The following is a 19,353-nucleotide window of genomic DNA, read 5'->3' on the forward strand; positions in this document are numbered from 1 at the left end:
TTGATAATGTAACTACTGAAAAATCAGACGTGTGTAGTTATGTCATGTATAATCAGTTTTATTTTTTATTAATAAGTAAGCATGCAGTTAGACACGCCATTTCTAATCGAACCTCAGTACGATCATATTCAAGATGCCTTGGATCAATCTCACTCAATCGACGCACAATCACCCTATTCTCTGCAGCCAAGATTGATTCAAGCTTTAGAGGTTTTCTCTCATATAAATGGCATTAATATACTGCAAATCAATGCGTTGGATAATCACGTCTACCGTGAATATATCGCGAACTGGTTATGCTTGAATACATCAAATCGCTTAACTAATGATGAAACAGCTCCTGTTGTTGTCATTGAAAGTGCCACTGAAGCAGAGCTTTTCGGTGTTTATCATAATAAAAGTGACGTTCTTGAACATGGCTTATTACAAAAAACCAATGGTGGATTTCTAATTATTTCACCAAGTCTCCTGCTGGCAAATCCACACTTTTGGCCAAGGCTTAAAAGTTTATTACAAGGTCACCCTGTAACAATTTCAGCAAGTGATTCTAAGTCACCAATGCCGCACACACACAGCTTAATGGTTGATGTTAAATTAGTTATCGTTAGTGATCGTGCTCTACTTGGGGAAATCGAACAATTAGAGCCCGACTTACTTGCTGGCATGTCAATGTTTGCAGAATATGAGTTTGATACCACCCTGGAAAGTGACACGGTAACTGACTATGTAAAACTGATTAGCTCACTCTCTACTAAACATAAACACTTACCACTAGAAAATGGGTCTGCTTTATTACCATTACTCAAAGCTGGTGCCAGAGAATGTGAAGACCAGACTCGACTTAACTTATGCTTGTTATGGTTAAATTCGATTTTGGCACACGCCTCTTTAGCGTCATTATCAAAGCAATACATTACTGCTGTTGATTTTAACCAATCATTTAAAACCAAGTATAATATTGAATCCTATTTACCATCACGAGCTCTCGATGATATTTTAGAACAAAATATTTTCATTGAAACTCAAGGTGAGCAAGTTGGTCAAATCAATGGGTTAACCGTAGTATCTGTACCTGGGCACCCTATTTCTTATGGTGAACCTTCTCGAATTACATGTGTCGTACATGCGGGTGATGGTGAGTTATCAGATGTAGAACGCAAAGTAGAGTTAGGTGGCGATCTTCATGCTAAGGGAATGTTGATAATGCAAGCTTATATACTTAGCCAATTAAAAACTCATGAACCACTGCCTTTTACTGCCTCTATGGTATTTGAGCAATCTTACTGTGAAGTTGATGGTGACAGTGCAAGCTTAGCAGAGCTCTGTGCATTTTTAAGTGCCCTTGCAATAAAGCCAATTAATCAAAGTTTAGCTATTACTGGTTCTGTCGATCAGTTTGGTATGATTCAACCTATTGGCGGTGTAAATGAAAAAATTGAAGCCTTCTTCCAGCTGTGTGAAAAACGCGGGTTAACTGGTGAGCAAGGTGTTATTATCCCAGAAACAAATGGAATTAATCTTGTACTTTCCGATGAGGTAATTCAAGCCGTTAACGAAAAACAGTTTACTATTCATCTTGTTAGTCATGTTGAACAAGCTGTGGAATTATTAACAGGGTTGCCATTACAATCTGAAGAACACGAATCGATTTTCTCTTTAATTGCTCAACATATTGAAGATGTTGAACATAATCCGAATCAGTGTTCCGCTTTATTCTGTCGTATTAAGAACTGGTTTAACCAGCGCTGATCAGACTTGATAAGCGTACAAGTGTTAGCTAGAATCTCAGCAACTTATTTAGGAGTAATACTTTAATGCAAAATAAACCTAGTTCATACAATCGTGAAGATTTACTAGCATCAAGCCGTGGCGAATTATTTGGCGCAAACGGACCACAACTACCTGCACCAAACATGTTAATGATGGATCGCATCCCTCTTATGTCTGAAACAGAAGGTCTATTTGGTAAAGGTAAAGTTATCGCTGAGCTAGATATTACTCCAGACCTTTGGTTCTTCGATTGTCATTTCCCTGGTGACCCAGTAATGCCTGGCTGTCTTGGCCTTGATGCAATGTGGCAACTTGTTGGTTTCTTCCTTGGCTGGATTGGCGGCGAAGGTAAAGGTCGTGCTTTAGGTGTGGGTGAAGTTAAGTTTACAGGTCAAGTTCTACCTACTGCTAAAAAAGTAACGTATGAAATTGATTTTAAACGTGTTATCAACCGTAAATTAGTAATGGGCCTAGCAGATGGTCGCGTTCTAGTTGATGGTAAAGAAATCTACGTTGCTAAAGATCTTAAAGTAGGTCTTTTCCAAGATACATCAAAGTTCTAATTAAAGAATTTATTGATTGATAAAGCTAGCCGTGTGCTGGCTTTATTTTTATATAAACCATATTAGTTATAGTGCGCTAGATGCGTGCTTATATTCAACACTTACCTACTTTGTTTATTCTGTACTTTTTTACCCTAGATAAAATTAAAGCCTCATAAAGAGGCTTTAATTTGGAATTCTATTTAGTTATTTAAACAAACCGGAATGTTTGTCATCTCTTGCGTCCCGCCAGCCCCCTAGCCAACATGAACGAGCATCCATTGCTTGATATGGGCAGTTCTCTGATGAACGGCCATTTAAACCAGCCTTGTAGCCTTGTGATTGTGCTCTCTCTAAACGGTCACGCTTTTGTCTCTTCATAGTTCAGTCCTCATAGATGGAAGGCATAATGCTTCAATAAATATACTACTTTACTACTGATACCCTTTTATTCCGTTAGGGTTCATCACGAACATTTCATGATGACAATATTAAGAATCGGACAATTTGAGCCTTTTTTCAAGTATAAAAAAAGCCCGAAGTCTCAATTTGTGACTTCGGGCTTAGTCTTATTAATTGCTTTTATTTAATTCGCTTTCGCATTAAACCAAATAAACCAAGCAATGTTATAGCGCCAAAGCCAAGTGAACCACCTTGACGTTCGATAGTACTGTTCTCAAATGGACGAGCCTGAATACTACGTTGTGTAGGATCTGAAATTGGAACTAACTTAACTGCAACAATCTTTTCAGCTGTACTTCCGTTACCACAATAAGAATCACTCGCTACAGAATCATAACCGCCGACACATTTAAGTGCCGTAGCAGAGATAACACCGGCATCATTGATGTCAGTTGCATCGTAGATACGAAATTGGTTGTTGTTATCCGTTGTTCCAGAGACTTTACCATCATTGGTTAAGTCATCAATTATCCAAGCTTTGTTGTTAAAGATCTTAGCTCTGTCTACATCTGTTCCATTGCCGTTATATGGGTAAATAAACGCACGTTGACGACGCTGTTTACCATCGTATTCACGGTTATTTTCTATATCGATACGACCAACAATCTCATTAAAATTGTTAATTCCACCCATTTGTCCACCAGCGCCATTAAAGAAGATCCCACCAGAAAAGAAACTAGCACTTGGGGATGCCGCATTAGGAATAACAAATAAACGATTTGCGACAGCACCATTTTCAGGGTAATTGCCCGAACGCTTTGCTTGACCAACCGCAACTAAGTTTTCATTTATATTTGTGACAACAGAGTTAGAGTGAATAAAATCACCACCAATCTCAGCTTGAGCATTTACAACAGTATTGGAATCCCAGTTGTTAGCACTGATACCATTAGCAACTATTTTTTGTTTAAATATAGTTGCTTGCATTAAACGTGAATCGCCATCTGCAGTACTATTATATCCAACGATATACATGCGATCTGAATCATTAGCATCGATAATTAAATCACGAGCACTACCTTGAGCATAAACATCATTTCCACTACCGTTATCTGAGGTGTTTTTCCAATCTAATTCAATTGGAGCATTACTCCCATCCCATATAGCTGCTTTAGAAAAATTATTTAAGTAATTACTACTAGATGAAATGCTGCCTACTGTATATGACTTTTTCTTAGCCCATGCTCTAGATTGTTGGCCAGTTCCATTAGCTAATTCAACGGAATTAAATGCTTGGTTTCGAGTCGTCGATGAATTGTAATTACCTATAGCTTCAGTGTCTGACACTAAACTATTAATAACTACATTTACTTTAGAGCTATTAATAGGTGAGTTTTCAATGAATGCAGAAGAATTGTTTGGAGGTGTAGAGCCTCCATTTAATTCTCTTTTCCAACCATTCCATTGATTCGAAGCCCAAGACTCGCAAGTAGTATAACCTAATTGAAAGAAGCAATAGTCTTCAAAGCCATCATAGCCATCTTCAATATAATCAAAAGAATTATCTATAGCAAAAGCGACTTCTTCGCGATAAGAAACGCCCTCTGCCCAGTTTCGAGTTTCACCAGCTAGTTTATAATCTTCACATGTAGCTGGTGTAGTAGGTAAAGCTCCTGAATCAAAACAGTTCACACCTACAGCTGAAGGCTGAATTGCTGTTCCATAATACTCAGATCCAGTTACACCTGCTGGAGTTACTTCCACCACTTTATAAAGCGCCGCTTGCGCAGGAAGCGCAGCGGACACCAAAACAGCTAATGTGGTTAATTGTAATTTACTACTCATTTAACTTCCTATTGTAGAGCTTCAAGTTCTTCCCAACGCTCGAATGCCACTTCCAACTCTTGCTCAGCTTCTGCTAAACGCCCTAAGACTTCATCCGTCTTTTTAGGGTCTTGTTGGAAGAAAGTCGCGCTGTTCACTTTCTCTTGAAGTTCAGTAATTTCATTTTCTAATTTTTCTAATGTTTCAGGTAACTGTTCAAGCTCACGCTGTAACTTATATGATAATTTCTTTGGCTTAGCTACCTGCTCTACTTTTTGAGTTGTAGCAGCAACTGGTTCCACTTTTACTTTTACTGTTGGAGCCATTGCATCACGAGTCGCCTGTACATTAGCACGTTGACGCTGTGCATCGTGATAGCCACCTACGAATTCTTCGATCTGGCCCTCACCTTCAAAGATCCAACTGGTCATTACTGTGTTATCAACGAACTGACGATCGTGACTTACTAATAATAATGTACCCTGATAGTTGGCAAGTAATTCTTCTAAAAGTTCCAATGTTTCGATATCTAAATCATTGGTTGGTTCATCAAGAATCAATAAATTGTTTGGACGAAGGAACAAACGCGCAAGTAATAGACGGTTTTTCTCACCACCAGACAATGCTTTAACAGGCTGACGAGCACGTTTTGGCGAGAATAAGAAATCTTGTAAATAACTTAATGCATGACGCTCACGGCCACCAACAGTTACTTCCTGTTTACCATCTGCTAGGTTATCAATAACCGTTTTTTCAGGATCTAATGCTTCACGATATTGGTCAAAGTAAGCCACTTCCAATTTCGTACCACAATGCAATTTACCTGAATCCGGCTGCAGTTGGTCAAGCATCAGTTTAAGTAACGTACTCTTACCACAACCATTCGCACCAATTAGTGCAATACGGTCGCCACGCATAACATTGAAGCTGAAGTTCTTAACAATGTTTTTGCCATCAATTGAGTAATGAAGGTTTTCTGCTTCAAATACAATTTTACCTGAACGATTTGACTCATCCACTTGGATATTGGCTTTACCCATTACTTCACGACGTTCTGAACGCTCACGACGTAATTGTTTTAATGCACGAACACGACCTTCATTACGAGTACGACGTGCTTTAATACCTTCACGGATCCACGCTTCTTCTTGAGCAAGAACTTTATCAAACTGTGCGTTTTGATCAGCTTCTACACGTAGTGCTTCTTCTTTTGCTAGTAAGTATTCTTCATAGTTACCAGGGTAAGACGATAAGTTACCACGGTCTAAATCTACAATACGTGTCGCCATTGATTGAATAAACGCACGGTCATGCGAGATAAAGATAATTGAACCTTTAAAATCTTTTAAGAAAGTTTCAAGCCATTCAATCGTCGTTACGTCTAAGTGGTTGGTTGGTTCATCAAGAAGTAATACATCAGGATCAGAAACCAAAGCACGAGCCAATGCAGCTTTACGTTGCCAACCACCAGATAAATCAGTTAGTAGCGTATGACCATCCAGTTTCAATGATTCAAGAACCGATTGAATACGCATATCAAAATGCCATGCATTAAGGTGATCAATTTTTTCTTGAGCACGAGATAGCTTATTAATATTTGATTCACTTGGATCAGTTTCTAGCAAATCAAGAAGACGGTGATACTCTTTTAAGTATTTACCCGCCTCTGCTAAACCTTCTGATACGTAATCAAATACAGTACCGCTCTCATTACGCGGTGGATCTTGTTCTAGACGAGAAACCACCACATCTTGATTAATTTGAAGTTTGCCGTCATCCATAATGATGTCACCAGCAATTACTTTCATTAGCGTTGATTTACCCGCACCGTTACGGCCAACTAAACACACACGCTCATTTTCTTGTAAAGCGAAATCAGATTTGTCTAATAGCGGATGATCACCAAACGCTAATTGACCGTTATTAATTGTAAGTAATGCCATTGTCTTCTAACCAATTCTTTAATTGCGATATATTGAATGGCCAATTCAGCTCAGATAAGCCATTGGCCACCACAGGTATTGTGACACCGTAACGAGAGAAAAGCTCATCGTTGAACGCTATGTCTACCGTGTCTACTTTTTCGATATCTACACCCACCTCCACAAGCAAGTCAAATGCTTGCTCGCAAAGATGGCAGCCTTCCGTGCTATAGAGAGTAATCATTCGTCTCTAGTCTTCCTTGTGAGTAATAATCCAACAGTTATGAATGTGTTTATTACGAGCAAAATCAAGCGGCAATGTTTGCTTAGAAATATTCTTAGCTTTAAGGCCTGCTTTCTGTAGTGCTTCGTCATCCATTTTGAAGTTACGTTTATTGTTTGAGAATACGATCGTTCCGTTCTCACGTAGCATACGTTTTAGGTTCTCAAGTAACATGATGTGATCACGTTGAACATCAAACGTCTGTTCCATACGCTTAGAGTTAGAGAACGTAGGTGGATCGATAAAGATTAAATCAAACTCGCCTTCTGCTTGTTGTAGCCATTGTAGACAGTCTGCTTGTAAGAACTGATGCTGAGTACCCGTTTGATCATTGGTATTCATGTTCTTCTGTGCCCACTCTAGGTAGGTACGAGACATATCAATTGTCATGGTAGATTTTGCACCACCACAAGCCGCATGAACGGTTGCTGAACCGGTGTAAGCAAATAGGTTTAAGAAATCTTTACCTGCTGCCATTTCACCAATCATTTTACGAGTTAACTTATGATCTAAGAATAAGCCTGTATCTAGGTAATCTTGTAGGTTAACGATCAGTTTTACGCCGTACTCATCAACATCAAAAGAGCGAGATTTCTCAGCCAGTTTTTGATATTGATTTTTACCTGATTGCTTTTGACGAACTTTCAAAATCACGTTATTTGTTTCTACGCCAGTAACCAGAACTGTTGCTCGGATCATATCTGTTAAACGACGACGTGTTTTATCTTCAGAAATTGTTTTTGGTGCCGCGTATTCTTGAATGATGATGTAATCTTTATAAACATCAATCGCTGCATTGTAATCTGGTAAATCTGCATCATAAAGACGGTAACAATCTAACTTCTCTTTACGTGCCCATTTACCAATCTTAGACAAATTCTTTTTAAGACGGTTCATAAACTCAGGAGCAACTTCAACGTTAGCGGCTTCTTTACGTTCAGCAGATTCAGTAATTGAGTAGTTTTTCTGAACACACGGTAATGCACCATTGTTCAGTTTAAATTGCTTATCAGCACGCATACGTATACATGCTAATAAATCATCATTACTTGAATAGATTGATGCAGTACAACCACCAAACTGTTCTTTAAGTTGGCGGCCAAACTCACTGTACAACGCAATCAATGCAGGCTCAGTACTTAAACGCTCACCATATGGTGGGTTACAAATCACTACGCCATTTTCAAATGCTTCTGGACGCTCAATCTTAGTTGCATCACCAACATCAAACGTAATTAAATCTTCAACGCCAGCACGACGGGCATTTTCACGAGCGGTTTGAATAACACGGTAATCACGATCAAATCCGTAGAAATGAGTATCTACTTTCTTAACGCCACGACGACTCTTAACACGAGCTTCTGAGCGAATTTCAGTCCATAGCTCTTCATCAAAATCATTCAGTGCTTCAAAACACCATTTCTCACGCTTAACACCAGGTGCCATTTCACAAGCCATTAGTGCCGCTTCAATCAGTAACGTACCTGAACCACACATTGGATCTAATAATGGTTTGCTCTCATCCCAAGTACTACGAAGTACTAAGGCTGCAGCTAATGTTTCACGTAGTGGTGCACGACCTGCTTCAGTACGGTAGCCACGTTGATGTAAACCTGAACCAATTAAGTCAAAGCCAAGAATCCCTTTCTCACCAGACAAACGCATATGTACACGCAAATCAGGCTCAGCTTTATCAATGTTTGGACGCTCTAAGTCAGCTTTTGTAAAACGGTCAACAATCGCATCTTTTACTTTTAATGCGCCGTATTGGCTGTTTCGAATCTCACGGTTAGTACCGTTAAAGTCCACCACCAATGTTTTATCAGCACTGAAATAATTAGGCCAATTGATTGCAGAAGCACCTAGGTATAAATCCATATCATCACGAACATCAAACTCAGACAGAACTTGAATAAAACGTGACGCGATACGACTCCATAAGCAACAACGATAAACAACGTCTGTTGGAGCTTCAAACATTACCCCTGCATAAACCAATTTTGGGTCTGTAACACCAAGTGCAATAAGTTCGTCAGCGAGTAGGTTTTCAAGGCCTTTAGAAGTGATGGCTAAGTATTTTTTCATGAGATTCTTTTGGTTATTAAATTACCTCGCATTATACATGAATCTAGTTGAAAGAGGACAATTAGATTGTAGATAAACACAAAGCTCACCACCCAACTAATATCTTAGAAAACATACAGTTAACAATTAATCATGCTAACCCTTTTTTACTGCGTTTCTAAATGGAAACAAACACAGGCAACAAAAAGACACATAAACTGGACTATACCACTTAGTTTTTACATAGGTTATTTAATTACAAATAGGCGTAAATAAGGAATTTATTTATATTTCAGATGATTTTATCAATGGGATATTAAAAATAAATATGCGGAATATTGGGGCTAGATCTCATTTATAAGAGATAGTAATACGGGAAAATTAACGCTAAATAGGTAAGCTAAAAGCGAGAATTACTTCTTTTGGGAGGTTTGAATAGCACTTTAAAGGTGAGATAAGGCGTTTGCTTGAATGAAGAGTAAAACTAAAGAGAGGCTAAAATAGAAAAGAAAGGCTTACTACCCTACTAATGCATAGTAAGCAGAGTTAACCACTTGCATCTTAGCCATGCGATCGTGCATCACTTTAATAGGTTCACAAAATGCCATGTATTTGGTTGGGTTAAGTGCAAACGAGTCCATATCTACCAACATACACATACTGGCACATTCGTAGTTCTCAACAATAATGAAATGTCCTTCACCTAAATCATTTTTAAGAGAGACCACTTCCCCTTCTTCAGGGCAATATCCCTCACCTTGTGGCTCAAAGAACCAACTTTTAGGTAACATAGGTTTATGAAAGCGCTTTGCTGCAACACAGTTAAGGGCAAGCTCCACTTTGCGAGGTTCCGATAGCGGAAGAAATGAAATGTATTCTACGAACATTTGATAGGCAGAGGCATCATCGACAGAGAATTTGCATTGCTCAAAAGCACCATCGATAAGAACTTTACAAGGTAAGTTCACACGAAAGACCATATCCATACCCAAATCGAGCATTAGAGATTGTGCTTTATTATCGTAATACCAATTCCATGTATCACTGGGTTTAAGCATTATGGTTTCTCTCTTGAAAAATGGGAAGAGTCCCTTCGTAAGCCAATCATCAATTACTGCAAATTATGCTGAAAAAGTGTGTTTATTTTCAGTCAAAAATATACTGATGCAATTAACTTCTAATTTTACAAGAGCTTAGGAATAAAAAAAGGGGAAATTCACATTCCCCCTTCCAATCGAACAGTCTGTAAGCAACTTTCGCTACTTTTTATGCTTCTTAAATATTATTTACGATATCTCTAACTAGACCAGGGCCTTTATAGATGAAGCCAGAATATACTTGAACTAGATCTGCACCAGCAACCATTTTCTCTTTTGCAGCAACATAAGAGTCAACGCCACCTACCCCAATGATTGGTAAGTTATCACCAAGTAGTTCTTTAAGACGACGAACCACTTCAGTACTACGAGTTTGAACAGGACGGCCACTTAAGCCTCCCATTTCTTCTGCGTGCTTCATGCCTTCAACCATAGAACGATCTAATGTTGTATTGGTTGCAATCACACCATCAACCTTAAACTTAATTAATGATGCTGCAATTTGAGATAATTCGTTGTCATCTAAGTCCGGGGCAATCTTTAGCGCAATCGGTACATACTTACCGTATTTCTCTGCTAATTCTTTTTGCTTCTCTTTTAATTGAGAAAGAAGATCATCTAATGCTTCGCCATATTGAAGCGTACGAAGTCCTGGAGTGTTTGGTGATGAGATATTAATCGCAATGTAACCAGCGTATTGATATACCTTCTCCATACAAATTAGGTAATCTTCCGTACCCTTTTCAATTGGCGTATCTTTGTTTTTGCCAATGTTAATACCAATAACACCATCAAACTTTGCTTTCTTTACGTTCTCAACAAGATTATCAACACCAAGGTTATTGAAACCCATACGGTTGATAATGCCTTCCGCTTCAATAAGACGGAATAGACGAGGTTTATCATTACCTGCTTGAGGACGAGGAGTTACAGTTCCCACTTCAATAAAACCAAAACCCATTGCGCCAAATGCTTCAATACATTCGCCGTTTTTATCAAGACCAGCCGCAAGGCCAAGTGGATTTTTAAAGGTAATGCCCATAACTTCTACAGGTTTAGAAGCCAATTTTTGACGATAGAAGAGATCGAGAGGAGTGCCGGTAAAGCGTTTGAAATTTTGAATTGCTAGGTCATGTGCTTTTTCAGCATCAAGTTTGAAAATGCCAGCTCTGGCGATGCGATATAACATTGTAACTCCAAAATAAGTCCCGTATAAACGGGGAGTCATTATTCACTGATTTTATTCACAATTCAAACTTAATCGTACTTTATTCATTAATATTTATGGCTTATTTTTCGCCCTTAAATGACATAAAGAATAATAAATCACAAAAAACGCTTATTAATATAGATAAATTAGAAAATTATCGGGGAAATAAAAAGGGAAAGTGAATATAAACTCACTTTCCCCTTCATTAAGCAAACGTTTATCTGATTATAATAATCAGCTTAATTGTTGCTTTACTGTTTTGACGTACAGCTTAAGTTTAATAACGTAAGTTCTCTTAATGCTACCGAGAATTTAGCGAATTCATGGACTGAACCGACCTTAAACTCATTCAAGATATTATCCCAACGTCCTACAGAGGCCGCGTTCTTTTCACACCACTCTTCAATGGCCTTTTCAACTGACTCGGTATCTTTGTACTCAGCAAGTACTAATTGAGTCAATTGACGTTGCTGCCAATCTAGGTCTTCACGGAAAGAAGCACGAGCAAGCGCTTGCCAATGGTTATCAACACCTTGGTTATTAATCTGTTTTAAGAACCAATGCAGAGATAACTTATCACCCAGAACATAGTATAAACGCGCTGTCGTTGAAACCGGTTGCTTCATATCTACCGCAACAGCTGAAATGTCCATCGCAGAGTACAGGCTACTTAAGCGAGCAAGAACATTACCTAGCTCACAAGGTACACCCATTTCTAGATAGTGGTTTGCTTGTTCAATGTGCTCAACCACTTCATCGTTAACTAAGTAACTATCAAGGTTATCTTTAATCTCATTAACTGCAGGCTTATATTTTTCGATAAGCTGCTGAATTGACATATTTTGTGAGCCATTACGTAATAACCAACGAGTCACTCGACGAATGGTTCTGCGCATGGCAAATAACGCTTCGTACTGAGCTTCTGTCGTTGAGATATTATCGAGATTACGGATCTCTTTAAATAAATCACCAAAATCAAAGATAGCTCGAGTTGCTGAATACGCATTCGCAATATCAGTGACGGTGTAACCTGTCTCTTCTTGTAAACGAGTGATGAAGTTACAGCCCATCTCATTCACCATCTGATTTGCTAAACAAGTCGCGATGATTTCTGAACGAAGCGGATGATTATCCATTTCTGCTTTATAGTTACGTTGTAACTCAGTTGGGAAGTAAGTCGTTAGTAAATCAGCATGGTATGGATTATTTGCAATCTCATCACAGGCTAACTCATCTTTTAGAACCATTTTTCCATAAGCAACAAGAACTGAAAGCTCTGGACGAGTTAGACCCTGCCCCATTTTTTCACGTTCAATCAGAGTTTCATCATCAGGAATAAACTCTAATCCGCGATCCAATTGACCCTTCTTCTCTAGGTTATGAATAAAACGAATTTGTTCTTTAACTAACGATGTACCTTGTTGCTCAGCAACTGAAATTGATTCTGCCTGACAATATGCATCATCAAGAACAATCTCACCTACTTCATCTTCCATTTTCTGAAGCAGAACATTACGTTGCTTATAGGTTAGATCACCATTAGCCACTAAACCATTCAGTAAGATCTTAATGTTTACTTCATTATCAGAACAGTCAACACCGCCTACGTTATCAACAAAATCGGTATTAACACGTCCACCTTTCAGGCCATATTCAATACGACCCAATTGAGTCATGCCTAAGTTACCGCCCTCACCAACAACCTTCGCATTTAACTCTGAACCATTGATTCGTAAAGAATCATTAGCACGGTCACCAACATCAGCACTGGTCTCTTTTTCTGATTTAACGTATGTTCCGATCCCGCCATTCCATAATAGATCCACATTCATTTTTAAGATCATCTGGATTAAATCGTTTGGAGCTAATGACTGTTTACGGGTACCTAACATCTTCTGAATTTCAGGAGAAAGATCTATCGACTTAGCACGACGAGAGAAAATGCCACCACCTTGAGAGATCAGATCTTTATTGTAATCTTCCCAGCTTGAACGAGGTAATTCGAATAAACGAGCACGCTCTGGCCAAGTCAGTTCTGAATTTGGATTCGGGTCAATGAAGATATGCATATGGTTAAATGCCGCTTGAAGGCGAATATGTTTTGATAGCAACATACCATTACCAAACACATCTCCCGCCATATCACCAACACCAGCAACGGTGAAGTCTGTTGTTTGACAATCAATATCCATTTCACGGAAGTGACGTTTAACTGATTCCCACGCCCCTTTTGCTGTAATACCCATCGCTTTATGGTCGTAGCCATTAGAGCCACCAGAAGCAAACGCATCACCTAGCCAGAAGTTGTACTCTTCTGATACTGAGTTCGCTAAATCAGAGAACGTTGCTGTACCTTTATCTGCGGCAACAACCAAATACGGATCATCATCATCATGACGAACCACATTCTTTGGAGGTACGACTTCACCTTCAATGATGTTGTCTGATACATCTAATAGCGCACAAATAAACTGCTTATAACAGCGTTGGCCTTCGGCAAAAATATCATCACGAGTTGTGAAATTATGCTGTTTCTTACAAACAAAACCACCTTTTGCACCCACAGGAACAATTACGGTGTTCTTAACTTGTTGAGCTTTAACCAGACCAAGAACTTCGGTACGGAAATCCTCTTGACGATCTGACCAACGTAAACCACCACGTGCTACTTTACCACCACGTAAATGCACACCTTCAATATCAGGCGCATAAACGAAGATCTCAAACGCCGGCACTGGTGCAGGGATTTCTGGGATAATTGATGGCTGAAGCTTTAGAGATAGCCATGGTTTTGGTAGACCATTCTCCGCTTGTTGATAATAGTTAGTACGTAACGTAGCTAAGATCATCTCAACATAACGACGGATAATACGGTCATCATCCAAGCTTTCTACTTTATCTAGGCTTGAGTAAATCGCATCAAGTTGCTTTTGTTGTTTCTTCTCTGACCATGCAACACTTGGATCAAAACGGAACTCAAACAAATTAACCACAGCAACCGCAAGTTTGGTATGCGTTGACAGTGTATCTTCAATGTATTGCTGACTAAATGGGAAGCCAACTTGACGCATATAACGAGCATAAGAACGTAGAATCGTCACTTCACGGCCAGACAGACCCGCACCAAGAACCAAACGGTTAAAGCCATCACTCTCTAATTGACCATTCCAGATCTGAGCAAACGCTTCTTGGAAACGATCACGAGCTTGACGAAGATCGACTTCTTCAGAACCATTATGAATCATAGAGAAATCTAAGATCCAATCAACCGAACCATCACTCTTCTTAACGGCATATGGTGATTCACCAATAACACGCAAACCTAAGTTTTCAAGCATAGGCATAACATCTGATAAATGAATCGGCTCATCACGGTGGAACAGTTTTAATTTAACGTTCGCAGAGCCTTTCTTCTCTTCTTGCGGACGATAAAACAACATACCGAGTTTGTTGTCATCACTTAACAATTCAAGACGTTCAATATCAGCAACAGCAGAGCCAGGAAGTGTTGCTTCTTTGTATGAACGAGGGAATGCACGTTGGTATTTCTTCGCAATTGCGGTACCTGTACTCTCACCTAAGTTAGCAACAATCACATCACAAAGACGATCATCCCAAGTAGATGCTGCTTCCATTAAATTATTTTCAATATCTTTCACATTAATGTCGCCGTTATTATTGTCTACACGAATAATGTAATGCGTTCTCGCTAATGCACTCTCAGAGAAGAACGTCGTAAACTCTACTTCTTGATTAGAACCAAAGTAGTTTTTAAGAATTCGTTGAGTTTGACGACGAAGCTCTGTGTTGTAACGCTCTTTTGTTACGTACACCATGCATGAGAAGAAACGACCAAATGGATCACGACGAACAAATAAACGTAATAAATCACGATCTTGCATCTTAACAACGCCCGTACCCACTTCTAACATCTCTTCTTCTGTTGCTTGGAAGAGTTCATCACGAGGGTAAGTTTCAAGGATGTTGCTTAATGCTTTATAAGAATGCGAGCCTTTAATGTACTGGCTTGTCTCTAAAATACGTTCGACTTTATTACTAAGTAGTGGAATATTAGACACACTTTGGTTATAAGCCGTTGAGGTATAAAGCCCAGTGAAGCGATGCTCACCAATAACTTTACCTTCTTTATTTAAACGCTTAATACCAATGTAATCTGTATAGGCTGGACGATGAATACGAGACTTCGTATTTGATTTTGTTAGGATTAATAGATCTGATTTCTTCGCTGCAGCACGAGCCGACGATGGCATCTCAGAAAGCTTCGTCATATGAATACGTGAAGCTAAAGAGAATAAACCTAAACCAGCGTCTGCTGTAGGTGTTAATTCATGATCACCCTCTACCGCTGTTAAATCAAAATTCTTATACCCCATGAGAGTAAAGTTATGATTTTGAAGCCAGGTTAAAAACTCAATCGCTTCATTTACCGCATCTTTAGCAATTGGAGAGTCATTATCTTTAAGCTCTTGAATAACTTCTGTCAGTTTATCTGACATTGGTTGCCATTCATTCACCACACGGCGAATATCTTCAAGAACCAATAATAGTTCGGCTTGAAGCGCGTCCATTTCAGCAGGATCATTCATATGATCGACTTCAAAATGGAACAACGTCTGCTGCATTTTACCATCGCTGCTGCATATCGAAATAATCTCACCGCTCTCATCACGAGTAAAGCAGTGTGGACCATGCAACATAAAGTGGCTTGTCATATCAAGACGGGTAAGCGCCATCTTAACGGAATCGACTAAAAATGGGCCATCAGGAACAACAATCTCTACCACTGTGTGGGTTGACTGCCAACCATCTTGGCTTAACTTTGGATTGAAAACACGAACCGAAATATCAGACAAGTTTACATCAGATAAATGGTTCCAAAGACTGAGGGTTGCCCCATACATATCTGATTCATTACGTTGCTGTAAATCATCATCATCAATGTTGGCAAATAAACGCTGAGCAAGTTGCGTTACTAGGGATTGTTGAGGCATTTCAAGCTTTTCAGCAATTAGAGCGTACACTTTCTCAAGTAGTACAGGAACGATAGGATCACGCGTCGTCATAAAGCGAATGCTCCGTTTCTTAATTAGAATTATTAATTATAGTGTAGCAGTTGATACTGCTTGTGCGCCTCATATTGTAGGGAGAATATGACTAAAACGTTATGACTTTTTTGCGTTAAAGAGGCTTTATAGTTAGAAGTGTGATTAAGGTAGCGATTTATCCTACTTGTTCTAAGTTTAGAAAACGATTGTTTTGGTCAGTAGTTAAACGAAAGCGCCCTTTCACGCCTAATTGGGTTAAAAAAGAGCGAAAACGAGAAGCGGGTAATTGCAGTTTAAGTCCCTGCTCTGTCATTACCATTACCGTACTTGCAGACCCTGAATAATGGCTTAAAAAGGCCTGATAGCTTACATTTACTCTAAAGTAGTAGAATTTGTTCATTCATTTAAATCTCTAATAATTAGAATGCTATTGTGGCGTTGAAATAAAAAAATGGCCAGTAAAAAAACTGACCATTTCGATTTTAGAATAACAATAAGCTCAGCATATTATGCTAGTGCTTTGGTTACTTTTTCAAACAGATCTTTTGCTAGGTTATCAAGATCAGCCAAACGCTGAAGCTGAGCCTTCATAAGATCTTGGCGATCACTATCATACTTCTTAAACTTCAATAATGGATCTATTAAACGTGAAGCGACTTGCGGGTTACTTACATTAAGATCAAGTAAGATATCACCTAAGAATGCATAACCTTCGCCTGATTTACTATGGAAATTTACCGCATTATTTGCAGCAAAAGAACCAATCAAACTGCGGGTGCGGTTTGGATTTTTCAGGCTGAATGCTTTATGATCCATCGTCGCTTTAATGGTAGTTAGTGCATCACTATTTGGGTTAGAACCCTGTAAAATGAACCACTTATCCATAACTAGACCATCATGTGACCATTTATCACTAAAGTCATCCATTAACGTTTGACGGATAGAAAGTTCAGCTGAATTAGCAGAAACCATCGCAGCCATTGTATCTGTCATGTTATCTGCAGTTTGGTATTGTGCTTCAACTAACGCTTCACCAATATCTGTTTTCGCTAAATAACTTAACGCACAATTACGTAATGCACGTTTACCAATCGCATCATGATCAACAGAGTAATCACCCTGCTTTAGACTGTGATAGATTGCAGAAAACTCATCTTTAAGCTCTGTTGCTAATGTCTGTTTAATAAAACCAAGTGCCTTATCAATAGCATCAACATCCACCGTATCAAACCAACCTGTGATCTCATTATGATTTGGTAGTACAAACATTTCAGCAATAAATGCCTGCTCTAGATCCGTATTTAATAGCACACCACGGAACGCATCAACTAGCGCTTCAGATAATTCAAGCGGTTGATTTTTATGTACATTGATAATGTTTGAACGAATGTAATTAGCCAAAAGCATTTGGCCTGCATCCCAACGAGCAAAATCATTTTGCGCGTGAACCATTAAGAAAATCAGCTCTTCATCTGTGTAAGCGTAATTTAATTTAACTGGTGCAGAGAATTCACGAAGTAAAGAGACCACTGGTTTTTCTGCAACTTGTTGAAATACAAAAGTCTGCTCTTCTTGAGTAACATTAAGAACATTACCAATAGTTTCATTGTTACAACGTAACTCAATAACACTGCCATCTTGCGCGTAAAGCTCAATATCAAGTGGGATGTGTAATGGAAGTTTTTCAGGCTGCTCTTCTGTTGCTGGTGTATCTTGTTTCACCGTCAATGTGTATTCTTGCGTTACTTCATTATAGTTAGAAGCTACCGACAAGATTGGCGTACCTGATTGGCTATACCAACGGCGGAATTGAGTAAGATCAACACCCGACGCATTTTCCATCGCTAGTACAAAATCTTCACATGTTGCCGCAGTACCATCATGACGTTCAAAGTACAGCTTCATTCCTTTTTGGAAATTCACTTCGCCTAATAGAGTATGCATCATGCGAATAACTTCACTGCCCTTTTCATACACAGTCAGCGTATAGAAGTTATTCATTTCTATTACTTTTTCTGGACGAATTGGGTGTGCCATCGGACTTGCGTCTTCAGCAAACTGTGGACCACGAACAATGCGAACATTATTAATTCGGTTAACTGAACGAGAACCAAGATCAGAAGAGAACTCTTGATCACGGAAAACCGTTAAGCCTTCTTTTAAACTTAATTGGAACCAATCACGACAAGTAACACGATTTCCTGTCCAGTTATGGAAGTATTCGTGACCAATTACCGCTTCAATACCTAGATAATCAGTATCGGTTGCTGTCTCTTGTTTTGCTAACACAAACTTAGAGTTAAAGACATTTAAGCCTTTGTTTTCCATTGCACCCATGTTGAAAAAATCAACCGCAACGATCATGTAGATATCAAGATCATACTCAAGATCAAAACGATCTTCATCCCACTTCATGGAGTTAATCAATGATGTCATTGCATGAGGAGTACGATCTAAATTGCCTTGGTCAACATAGATTTCAAGTGCAACATCACGACCTGATTTAGTTTTATACGTATCAGTGAGTACGTCAAAATTACCAGCAACTAAGGCAAAAAGATAAGCCGGTTTTGGGAATGGGTCTTGCCAATGAACAAAGTGTTTTCCACCTTCAAGATCACCATGACTAATACGGTTACCATTACTTAATAAATGAGGATATGACTCTTTATCTGCAATTACTTTTGTGGTGAAACGCGCCAATACATCAGGGCGATCCATATAATAAGTAATACGACGGAAACCTTCTGCTTCACATTGAGTACAGAAACCATCACCTGATTTGTATAAACCTTCAAGTGCCGTGTTCTCTTGTGGATTTACTTCGGTAACTATTGTAAGTGTAAAATCACCACTTACATTATGAATGATTAACTGCGTATCAGATAACGTATAATCTTTATGGTCTACATTATTTATTTTCAACGATACCAATGTCATCCCTTCCCCTTCAAGAAGAAGATCAGTTGATTGTTTTAGTTGTTGTACTTTTGAAGTCGCTGAAATAAATGTTTTTGTATCATCAAGATCAAAAACTAAATCGATGTCTGAAATGGTGAATTCTGGAGATTGATAATCACTGCGAAACTTAGCCTGAGGTTGTTGGCTCATAATATATCCTTATGATGTCTATCACTAAAAAACAAAATGAGTGATAGTTACTATTTAACCTT

12 protein-coding genes are annotated in these 19,353 nt (G+C 38.8%); 2 read left to right on the forward strand and 10 right to left on the reverse strand.

From position 1 onward, the window contains the following. Positions 1-81: 81 nt before the first annotated feature. Together ED622_RS13375 and fabA are read left to right on the forward strand one after the other, a co-directional pair. A complete protein-coding gene (locus ED622_RS13375; RefSeq protein ID WP_122034800.1) occupies positions 82-1,749 on the forward strand; it encodes an AAA family ATPase in 1,668 nt (555 codons plus the stop codon). A gap of 65 nt (positions 1,750-1,814) precedes the next feature. Next, positions 1,815-2,333, forward strand: a complete 519-nt coding sequence (gene fabA / locus ED622_RS13380) for a bifunctional 3-hydroxydecanoyl-ACP dehydratase/trans-2-decenoyl-ACP isomerase (protein WP_122034802.1) — start codon at positions 1,815-1,817, stop codon at positions 2,331-2,333. Between the two features lie 186 nt (positions 2,334-2,519). Here the strand turns inward: fabA and rmf are convergent, their stop codons facing one another. The 10 genes from rmf to pepN all read right to left on the reverse strand — a co-directional run bounded on the left by rmf (position 2,520) and on the right by pepN (position 19,291). Then, complete coding sequence (gene rmf / locus ED622_RS13385; protein WP_045102089.1) at positions 2,520-2,693, reverse strand: ribosome modulation factor; 174 nt, start codon at positions 2,691-2,693, stop codon at positions 2,520-2,522. Between the two features lie 201 nt (positions 2,694-2,894). Further along, the gene (locus tag ED622_RS13390) at positions 2,895-4,559 is read right to left on the reverse strand and encodes a DUF3466 family protein (protein ID WP_122034804.1); all 1,665 of its coding nucleotides are present in this window, start codon (positions 4,557-4,559) and stop codon (positions 2,895-2,897) included. Between the two features lie 8 nt (positions 4,560-4,567). Continuing rightward, a complete protein-coding gene (locus ED622_RS13395; RefSeq protein ID WP_122034807.1) occupies positions 4,568-6,481 on the reverse strand; it encodes an ABC transporter ATP-binding protein in 1,914 nt (637 codons plus the stop codon). Beyond that, positions 6,462-6,704, reverse strand: a complete 243-nt coding sequence (locus tag ED622_RS13400) for a glutaredoxin family protein (RefSeq protein WP_065591114.1) — start codon at positions 6,702-6,704, stop codon at positions 6,462-6,464. Before ED622_RS13400 ends, ED622_RS13395 begins: the two co-directional genes overlap by 20 nt. A 6-nt stretch (positions 6,705-6,710) precedes the next feature. Next, complete coding sequence (rlmKL, locus tag ED622_RS13405) at positions 6,711-8,828, reverse strand: bifunctional 23S rRNA (guanine(2069)-N(7))-methyltransferase RlmK/23S rRNA (guanine(2445)-N(2))-methyltransferase RlmL (protein ID WP_122034809.1); 2,118 nt, start codon at positions 8,826-8,828, stop codon at positions 6,711-6,713. Between the two features lie 497 nt (positions 8,829-9,325). Continuing rightward, a complete protein-coding gene (locus tag ED622_RS13410; RefSeq protein WP_122034812.1) occupies positions 9,326-9,865 on the reverse strand; it encodes a cell division protein ZapC in 540 nt (179 codons plus the stop codon). 217 nt (positions 9,866-10,082) lie between these two features. Next, entirely contained in the window at positions 10,083-11,093 is a 1,011-nt protein-coding gene (pyrD, locus tag ED622_RS13415; RefSeq protein WP_122034814.1) for a quinone-dependent dihydroorotate dehydrogenase, read from the reverse strand. Positions 11,094-11,365: 272 nt separating this feature from the next. After that, positions 11,366-16,198, reverse strand: a complete 4,833-nt coding sequence (locus ED622_RS13420) for an NAD-glutamate dehydrogenase (RefSeq protein ID WP_122034816.1) — start codon at positions 16,196-16,198, stop codon at positions 11,366-11,368. 157 nt (positions 16,199-16,355) lie between these two features. Then, the gene (locus ED622_RS13425) at positions 16,356-16,580 is read right to left on the reverse strand and encodes a DUF2835 domain-containing protein (RefSeq protein ID WP_122034818.1); all 225 of its coding nucleotides are present in this window, start codon (positions 16,578-16,580) and stop codon (positions 16,356-16,358) included. 107 nt (positions 16,581-16,687) lie between these two features. Beyond that, positions 16,688-19,291, reverse strand: a complete 2,604-nt coding sequence (gene pepN / locus ED622_RS13430; protein ID WP_122034820.1) for an aminopeptidase N — start codon at positions 19,289-19,291, stop codon at positions 16,688-16,690. Positions 19,292-19,353: the final 62 nt, after the last annotated feature.

The organism is Aliivibrio sp. EL58 (assembly GCF_900312675.1).
GTDB lineage: Bacteria > Pseudomonadota > Gammaproteobacteria > Enterobacterales > Vibrionaceae > Aliivibrio.

Excerpts from the sequence above, each read along its gene's own strand:
- ED622_RS13375 (WP_122034800.1), top strand. The coding sequence starts at position 82 with ATGCAGTTAGACACGCCATTTCTAATCGAACCTCAGTACGATCATATT.
- fabA (WP_122034802.1), top strand. The coding sequence starts at position 1,815 with ATGCAAAATAAACCTAGTTCATACAATCGTGAAGATTTACTAGCATCA.
- rmf (WP_045102089.1), bottom strand. The coding sequence starts at position 2,693 with ATGAAGAGACAAAAGCGTGACCGTTTAGAGAGAGCACAATCACAAGGC.
- ED622_RS13390 (WP_122034804.1), bottom strand. The coding sequence starts at position 4,559 with ATGAGTAGTAAATTACAATTAACCACATTAGCTGTTTTGGTGTCCGCT.
- ED622_RS13395 (WP_122034807.1), bottom strand. The coding sequence starts at position 6,481 with ATGGCATTACTTACAATTAATAACGGTCAATTAGCGTTTGGTGATCAT.
- ED622_RS13400 (WP_065591114.1), bottom strand. The coding sequence starts at position 6,704 with ATGATTACTCTCTATAGCACGGAAGGCTGCCATCTTTGCGAGCAAGCA.
- rlmKL (WP_122034809.1), bottom strand. The coding sequence starts at position 8,828 with ATGAAAAAATACTTAGCCATCACTTCTAAAGGCCTTGAAAACCTACTC.
- ED622_RS13410 (WP_122034812.1), bottom strand. The coding sequence starts at position 9,865 with ATGCTTAAACCCAGTGATACATGGAATTGGTATTACGATAATAAAGCA.
- pyrD (WP_122034814.1), bottom strand. The coding sequence starts at position 11,093 with ATGTTATATCGCATCGCCAGAGCTGGCATTTTCAAACTTGATGCTGAA.
- ED622_RS13420 (WP_122034816.1), bottom strand. The coding sequence starts at position 16,198 with ATGACGACGCGTGATCCTATCGTTCCTGTACTACTTGAGAAAGTGTAC.
- ED622_RS13425 (WP_122034818.1), bottom strand. The coding sequence starts at position 16,580 with ATGAACAAATTCTACTACTTTAGAGTAAATGTAAGCTATCAGGCCTTT.
- pepN (WP_122034820.1), bottom strand. The coding sequence starts at position 19,291 with ATGAGCCAACAACCTCAGGCTAAGTTTCGCAGTGATTATCAATCTCCA.